The sequence below is a fragment of the Curtobacterium sp. MCPF17_001 genome (genome assembly GCF_003234615.1).
In the GTDB taxonomy this organism is placed as follows: Bacteria; Actinomycetota; Actinomycetes; order Actinomycetales; family Microbacteriaceae; genus Curtobacterium.
Genome location: NZ_QKSL01000031.1, coordinates 1 through 6,487, shown reverse-complemented (window position 1 = coordinate 6,487; position 6,487 = coordinate 1). Strand labels below are relative to the sequence as shown.

At 70.2% G+C, this 6,487-nt stretch carries 7 protein-coding genes; all 7 read left to right on the top strand.

Annotated features, from left to right (window positions below):
* Positions 1-432, top strand: a 432-nt coding sequence (locus tag DEJ24_RS16410; RefSeq protein WP_375334719.1) for a hypothetical protein, incomplete at its 5' end; no start/stop codon positions are given.
* Positions 432-1,136 carry a hypothetical protein gene (locus tag DEJ24_RS16405; protein ID WP_111079646.1) on the top strand — a complete coding sequence of 235 codons (705 nt, stop codon included), beginning with the start codon at positions 432-434 and terminating at the stop codon, positions 1,134-1,136. The genes DEJ24_RS16410 and DEJ24_RS16405, both read left to right, overlap by 1 nt.
* A complete protein-coding gene (locus tag DEJ24_RS16400; RefSeq protein WP_111079644.1) occupies positions 1,136-2,980 on the top strand; it encodes a hypothetical protein in 1,845 nt (614 codons plus the stop codon). Before DEJ24_RS16405 ends, DEJ24_RS16400 begins: the two co-directional genes overlap by 1 nt.
* Positions 2,977-3,804, top strand: coding sequence for an A24 family peptidase (locus DEJ24_RS16395; RefSeq protein WP_111079642.1), 828 nt, complete (start codon positions 2,977-2,979; stop codon positions 3,802-3,804). Before DEJ24_RS16400 ends, DEJ24_RS16395 begins: the two co-directional genes overlap by 4 nt.
* Before the next feature lie 19 nt (positions 3,805-3,823).
* Positions 3,824-4,876, top strand: coding sequence for a type IV pilus assembly protein PilM (gene pilM / locus DEJ24_RS16390; RefSeq protein WP_111079640.1), 1,053 nt, complete (start codon positions 3,824-3,826; stop codon positions 4,874-4,876).
* Complete coding sequence (locus tag DEJ24_RS16385; protein WP_111079638.1) at positions 4,873-5,634, top strand: hypothetical protein; 762 nt, start codon at positions 4,873-4,875, stop codon at positions 5,632-5,634. The genes pilM and DEJ24_RS16385 overlap by 4 nt, the downstream gene beginning before the upstream one ends.
* 3 nt (positions 5,635-5,637) lie before the next feature.
* Positions 5,638-6,487: type 4a pilus biogenesis protein PilO (locus DEJ24_RS16380; protein WP_111079636.1), on the top strand; the 850-nt coding region annotated here is incomplete at its 3' end.

Sequence of the window (6,487 nt, the reverse complement as noted above, 5' to 3'; positions counted from 1 at the left end):
ACCCCGACCCCCACCCCCACACCGGCACCGGTGCCGTCGCAGCCGATGGTCGCCGACCCCAAGCTCGTGCCGAAGACGGGCACGGTCGCCGGCGCGAACGACGTCGTCAACCTGCCGATGGGCGTGGTGGACGTCAAGACCTCGCTCCTCGACACGGTGCTCGTCGCCACTTCGAAGAACCTCACGGCGGTGCCGAACGGCGACCCCGGGTGCTCGCCCACGACGACGTACACGTTCACCGGGCTGAACTCGGCGAAGGCGACGACCATCGCCCTGCCGTACGGCACCTGGACCTTCCGGACCACGACGGCGGTCGGTCTCCTCGGTACGAACAGCGCCACCGTGTCCGCGACACCGAGCGCGAAGAACGTCTACGTGGCGGTCTCCGGGTCCGACGTGCTGCTCGACCCGCGGACGGTGCCAGCATCGTGATGACGCGCCTGCACCGTCTGACACGGCGCTCCCGACAGGGCGACGCGGGTCTCACCCTCGTCGAGCTCCTCGTCGCCACGACGCTCTCGCTGCTCGTCCTGACGATGGTGACGTCCTTTCTCATCTCGGCGCAGCGCGCGGCCGCCACGGCCGGGTCGGTCAGCGAGAACACCCGCGTCGCGGCGAACGCCATGAACGAGATCGGCCGGACCCTGCGGGCGGCCACCGACAACCCGGTGTCCACCGGAGACGTCCCGCAGTACGCCTTCCAGTACGCGAGCCCGACGTCCGTCCGCTTCTTCGCCTACGTGAACCTCGAGTCGACGCTCTCGAAGGCCGTCGAGGTGCAACTCACACTCGACCCGACGACGCGGTCGGTGACCGAGACGCGCTGGGCGGGCACGCAGCTCTCCCCGACGAGCGCGTACTACGCGTTCCCGCTCGCGACCGGCGCCGTCCTGAGCGCCGCGCCGACCAGCTCCCGGTCCCTCGCCACCACCGCCGTCAACACCACGCTCTTCACGTTCAAGGACGCCGGCGGCAACACCCTCGGCAACCCGGGTGCACCGCTGTCCGCGGCGGACCTCCCCAACGTCCGTGCGGTCACGGTGACCGTGGTCGTGGGCAAGAGCGTGACCGACCCGAACGCCGTCACGCTGACCAACACGGTCGGCCTGGCCAACATCGTGATGGGAGCGTCGTGATGACCCGTCTTGCCCGGTTGCTCCGCGAACGTGACGACGAGCGCGGGTTCGCCCTCGTTGCAGTGGTCGGCGTCGCAGCGGTGGTGATGATCCTCGTCGCCACGATGCTGTCCGTCTCGACCAGCGGGGCCCGCGTGACGTCGAACGACACCGACTGGGCCCGGGCTGCCGACGCCGCCTACGCGGGGGTCGCTGACTACCAGTCGCACCTCAACGCCGACAACACCTACGGCCAGTACGGCCAGGCGGACGCGGCGTTCAGCAAGGCGACCGGCAGCACCTTCGCGAAGGGCCTGGACGCGAACCCGGCGTTCGACATCAAGCCGGTGTCCGCCGGCGGCCGCTGGGTCACCGTCCCGACCGCAGGCGGGGTGGCCGGGCCGTCCTCGTTCCGGTACGCCGTCGACAACAGCAAGCTCAGCTCGCAGGGCGTCATCCGTGTCCAGTCGACGGGTCGGGCCGGCAAGGTGACCCGGACGGTCGTCGCCAACGTCCGGCCGGACGGGTTCTCGAACTACCTCTACTTCACCAACTACGAGTCCGGCGATCCCACCGTGACCAACGAGACAGCCGGTCGGAGCGGCGCCAGCTGCACGAGCGACTACCGCGTCGCCGCCCGGACCTCGAGCTGCCAGCAGATCCAGTTCGGCCCGAACGACCTGCTGCAGGGTCCGGTGCGGACCAACGACCAGCTGAAGATCTGCGGGTCGACGTTCCAGAGCACGGTCCAGACGGTCGGCGGCTGGAACAGCACTGACTGCGGCACGGCGGCCCCGTCGTTCGCCTCCGCTCCGACGACCGCGTCGACCCTGACGCCCCCGTCGACCATCGGCGACCTCCGCGACTCCATGCGGAGTGACCTCCAGACCACGACCGACTCCGTCGAGGGCACCGGGTGTCTCTTCACCGGACCCACGAAGATCACGTTCAACGGTGACGGCACGATGACCGTCGTGTCACCCCTGACGATCGCGACCAATGTGGAGGGCGCGACCGCGGTCCCCGGAGCGACCATCACGAAGGGTTCCGCCCCCGCCAAGTGCGGGGACGTCGACGCGCTGCACAGCCCAGGCGGGGCCACGATCCCGATCCCGAAGAACAACCTGGTGTACGTGCAGAACGAGCCCGCCGCGCGGCCGAGCGGCACGACGCCGGACCCGAACTACTGGGACGCATCGCCGAAGTACAAGAACACCGCGAACGCCTGCGACGCGACCTCGTACGCCAACAGCTGGACCCGGTTGAAGCCGAACGGCGTCGGGTTCCCGTACTCGACGAACTCCTCGACCACCTCCGAGGTCGAGCCCGTGAACGGGAACAACGCGAACGTCTCCACTCCGTACGGTTGCGACCGCGGCGACGCCTTCGTCAAGGGCGTCGTCGACAAGGCGGTCACCGTGGCCGCCGAGAACTACCTCTACGTGACGGGCGACGTGACCTACCCCGCGACGCGTGCGGCCTCCACTGTGCTCGGGCTCATCGGGCAGCGGGCGGTCTGGGTCTGGAACCCCATCAACACCTACGGCAACACCCTCACCGGCCAGGACCGAGAGATCGACGCGGCGATCCTGTCGAACCAGGGGACCTTCGTCGTGCAGAACTGGACGCAGGGCTCGACCCGGGGGCGGGGAGCCCTGACGATCAAGGGATCCATCGCCCAGAACTTCCGTGGTGCCGTCGGTTTGGCCACCGGTCAGGGGTACGACAAGAACTACAAGTACGACGCGAGTCTCGCCACGTACACCCCGCCGAAGTTCCCGCAGCCCACCGTGACGACCTACCGGGTCGCGACCCAGGTCGAGTCGAAGACCGCCTACACGGCCGACGGCGCGGCGATCCCGTGACGCCGGTCCTCGGCGCCGGGATCCTCGTCGGGGTGCTCGGGCTCGCGATCGGGTCGTTCCTCAACGTCGTCGTCCACCGGGTCCCGGCCGGGCTGTCGGTGGTGCGGCCGGCATCGGCGTGCCCACGGTGCGGCACCCCGATCCGGAGCCGGGACAACGTCCCGGTGCTGTCCTGGTTGGTGCTCCGCGGGCGGTGCCGGGACTGTGCGGAGCCGATCTCCGTCCGGTATCCGCTGGTCGAGGCAGCAACGGCGGTGCTGTTCGTCGTCGTGGCCCTGCGCTTCCTGCCGTCCGCCGGAGCGGACGGCCCGCACACGGCCGCCGCGTTCGTGGTCCTGGTCGGACTCCTCTACCTGGTGGCCGTCTCGGTCGCGCTGACGCTCATCGACCTCGAGGAGCACCGGCTCCCGGACCGCATCGTGCTCCCCATGTACCCGGTGCTCGCGGTGCTGCTCACCGTCGCGAGTGCCCTCTCCGGCGACTGGGGTGCGCTCCTGCGGGCGCTCATCGGCATGACCGCGATGGGGCTCGGGTACCTCGTGCTCGCTCTCATCGCGCCGCAGGGCATGGGCCTCGGAGACGTGAAGCTGGCCGGCGCGCTCGGCCTGGTCCTGGCGTACCTCGGATGGGGACCCCTCGCAGTGGGTGCTTTCGCGGCCTTCGCGCTCGGCGGTACCTTCGGCATCGGCCTGATCGTCCTACAACGAGCCGGCAGGAAGACCGGCATCCCCTTCGGCCCCTGGATGGTGGCCGGCGCGTGGATCGGGGCGTTCTGCGGCACCACGCTCTGGGACTCCTACCTCGGACTCATCGGACTGGCCTGACGGCCCGGAAGGAAACGACATGGCCAAGAGCATCGTCGGCATCGACATCGGCGCGGACGCGATCCGCGCCGTCGAGGTCTCCGACGTCGACAAGCCGCGGCCCACCGTGCTGCGGTTCGCCGAGGTGGAGACGCCGAAGGACGCGACCAAGCAGGGCGAGGTCCTCGAGGCCAACACCGTTGCTGCGACACTGCGGTCCCTGTGGGCCTTCGGGAAGTTCCGGTCGAAGGACGTCGTCCTCGGTGTCGGCAACCAGCGCGTGCTGTCCCGCGACCTCACCGTACCGATGGCCCCGCTCGCGCAGATCCGCGAGTCGTTGCCGTTCCAGGTGCAGGACATGCTCCCGGTCCCGGTCGGCGACGCGATCCTCGACTTCTACCCGACCTCGGAGGGTGAGGGTGAGGGCGGACCGGTCGTCAACGGGCTCCTGGTCGCCGCGATCAAGGACGCGGTCCTCGCCAACGTGCAGGCCGTCCAGCTCGCGGGCCTCAACCCCGTCGGAGTCGACCTGATCCCGTTCGCCCTGGCACGGGTGCTCGCACCGCGGGTCGCGGGGTCCGGCACGGTCGCCATCGTGGACTGCGGCGCGGAGACGACGTCGGTTGTCATCTCGACCGACGGCCTGCCCAAGTTCGTCCGCATCATCCCCACTGGCGGCGCTGACGTCACCCGCGCCATAGCCGCCCAGCTCAGCATCGAGCTCGTAGAGGCCGAGGCTGTGAAGCGACACTTCGGGATGGCTGGCGCAACCGTCACCCGGGATGACGACCGCGCGGTCGCCGTCGTACGGTCCGCGGTCGGTGAACTCCTCGCGAGCATCCGGAACACGGTGAACTACTTCGTCAACACCCGCCCGGAGGAGCCCGTCCGCGGCATCGTCCTCGTCGGCGGCGGTGCCGCCCTCCCCGGGCTCCGTGAGAGCCTCGGCGAGTTGGCCCGGGTCCCCGTCGCCCTGGGCAACCCCTTCGTCACGGCTCAGCTCGGGCGGGGCGTCACCGCGGAGGCCCTCAGAGAACGAGGGGCCGCCATCTCCGTCGCCTGGAGCCTCGTGGCAGGGAGTCGTGCAGCATGACCGAGACCATCGACGCTGCGCCCGCGACCCGGCCGATGCGCCGTCGCAAGACCGGGCCCTCTGCGAGCGGAACCGTCGAGGGGCGCCCACGCCGAGGACCGCGGGGGACGCAGCCGCTGGTCATCGGCGGGGTGCCCCGTGTCGACCTGCTCCCGCCCGAAGTACACGTCCACCGACGCCAACGTGGCAACGTGCGTCGGGCGTGGGCGGGTGTCGTCCTCGTCGCGCTCGTCGCCGGGATCGGCGCCGGGGCGGCTTCGCTCGCCCGGTCGGCCGCCGCAGATGATCTCGCGACGGCCCAGGCGGAGACCCTGTCGCTGCAGCAACAGCAGCAGCAGTTCCGGGACGTCCGGACGACCGAGTCGGCAAGCGCCCTACTCCGTTCGGCGCAGATGGTGGGTGGGGCGACCGAGATCGATTGGTCCGCGACGCTCGCCGCGATCGACGACAGGCTGCCGGACGGTGTCGTGATCACGGCGGTGACCATCGACTCCGCCACAGCCGAGGACCCGTACGCCCAGTCCGACGACCCACTGCAACCGCAACGGGTCGCGACCCTGACCCTCGATGCGACGAGCGCCACCTTGCCCTCCGTGCCTGCCTGGATCAGCGCGCTCAGGGATCTTCGCGGGTTCACGGACGCCACGGCGAACTCCGTCACCAAGGGCAACACCGCAGGCGACGGATACACGGTCAACATGACGATCCACCTCGACGAAAAGGCGTACGACGATCGTTACGCCGAGAAGAAGGACTGAGCCGTGACCCGCAACCGCCTGAGCCTGCTCCTCGCCGTGCTCGCGATGTTCGTCGTCGCGGCCGCGGGGTACTTCCTCGCCGTCCAGCCGCAACTCGCACAGGCGGCGGAGGCCCGGACGCAACGGGAGAGTGTGGAGCAGACGAACGAATCGAGTCGGGTCGAGCTCGGCCGACTGCGTGCACAGGCGAAGACCCTGCCGCAGATGAAGGCCAAGCTCGAGGCCCTTTCGGCGTCGGTTCCGGACGAAGCGGCCCTGCCCGCCTTCATCGACGAGCTGAACGCGACCGCGACGGCAGCCGGTGTGCAGGTGCAGTCGTACACGACCAGCGATGCCGCGGCCTACGCGCCGACGGCGAGCACGACGGGCAGCGCGGCGGCGACCGCGCCCGGAGGGACGACGACGAGCGCCCCGACCGCGACGCCGACGCCGACCCCGGCGGCTGTGCCCTCCGCGGCGGCGGAGCCGCCGCTCGTCACCGACCCTGCTGTCACCGCCCAGAACTTCTCGGTCGTGCCTGCGGCAGTCGCGGTGGAAGGCACGTACGACCAGGCGCTCGCCTTCGTGAAGGGTCTGCAGAACGGCAAGCGTCTCTTCCTCATCACGAAGATCTCGTCCGCCGAGGCGAGTGGCTCCGAGGCCGACGCGACCGGCGTGGCGACCTGGATGTTCGGGGGAAGCCTGTACGTGCTCGACTCGTCCACCAGCTCCGTCACAAGCGCCCCGTCCGCCTCCGCCACCCCGTCCACCGAGACATGGGCCGATCGTAGCCCTCCCCTGTTGACGGGCAGCGACGTGGCTACGGGGCGTCGGCGCGTTCCGGCTCGGGGGCGTGGTCGGCGGGCAGCGGGGT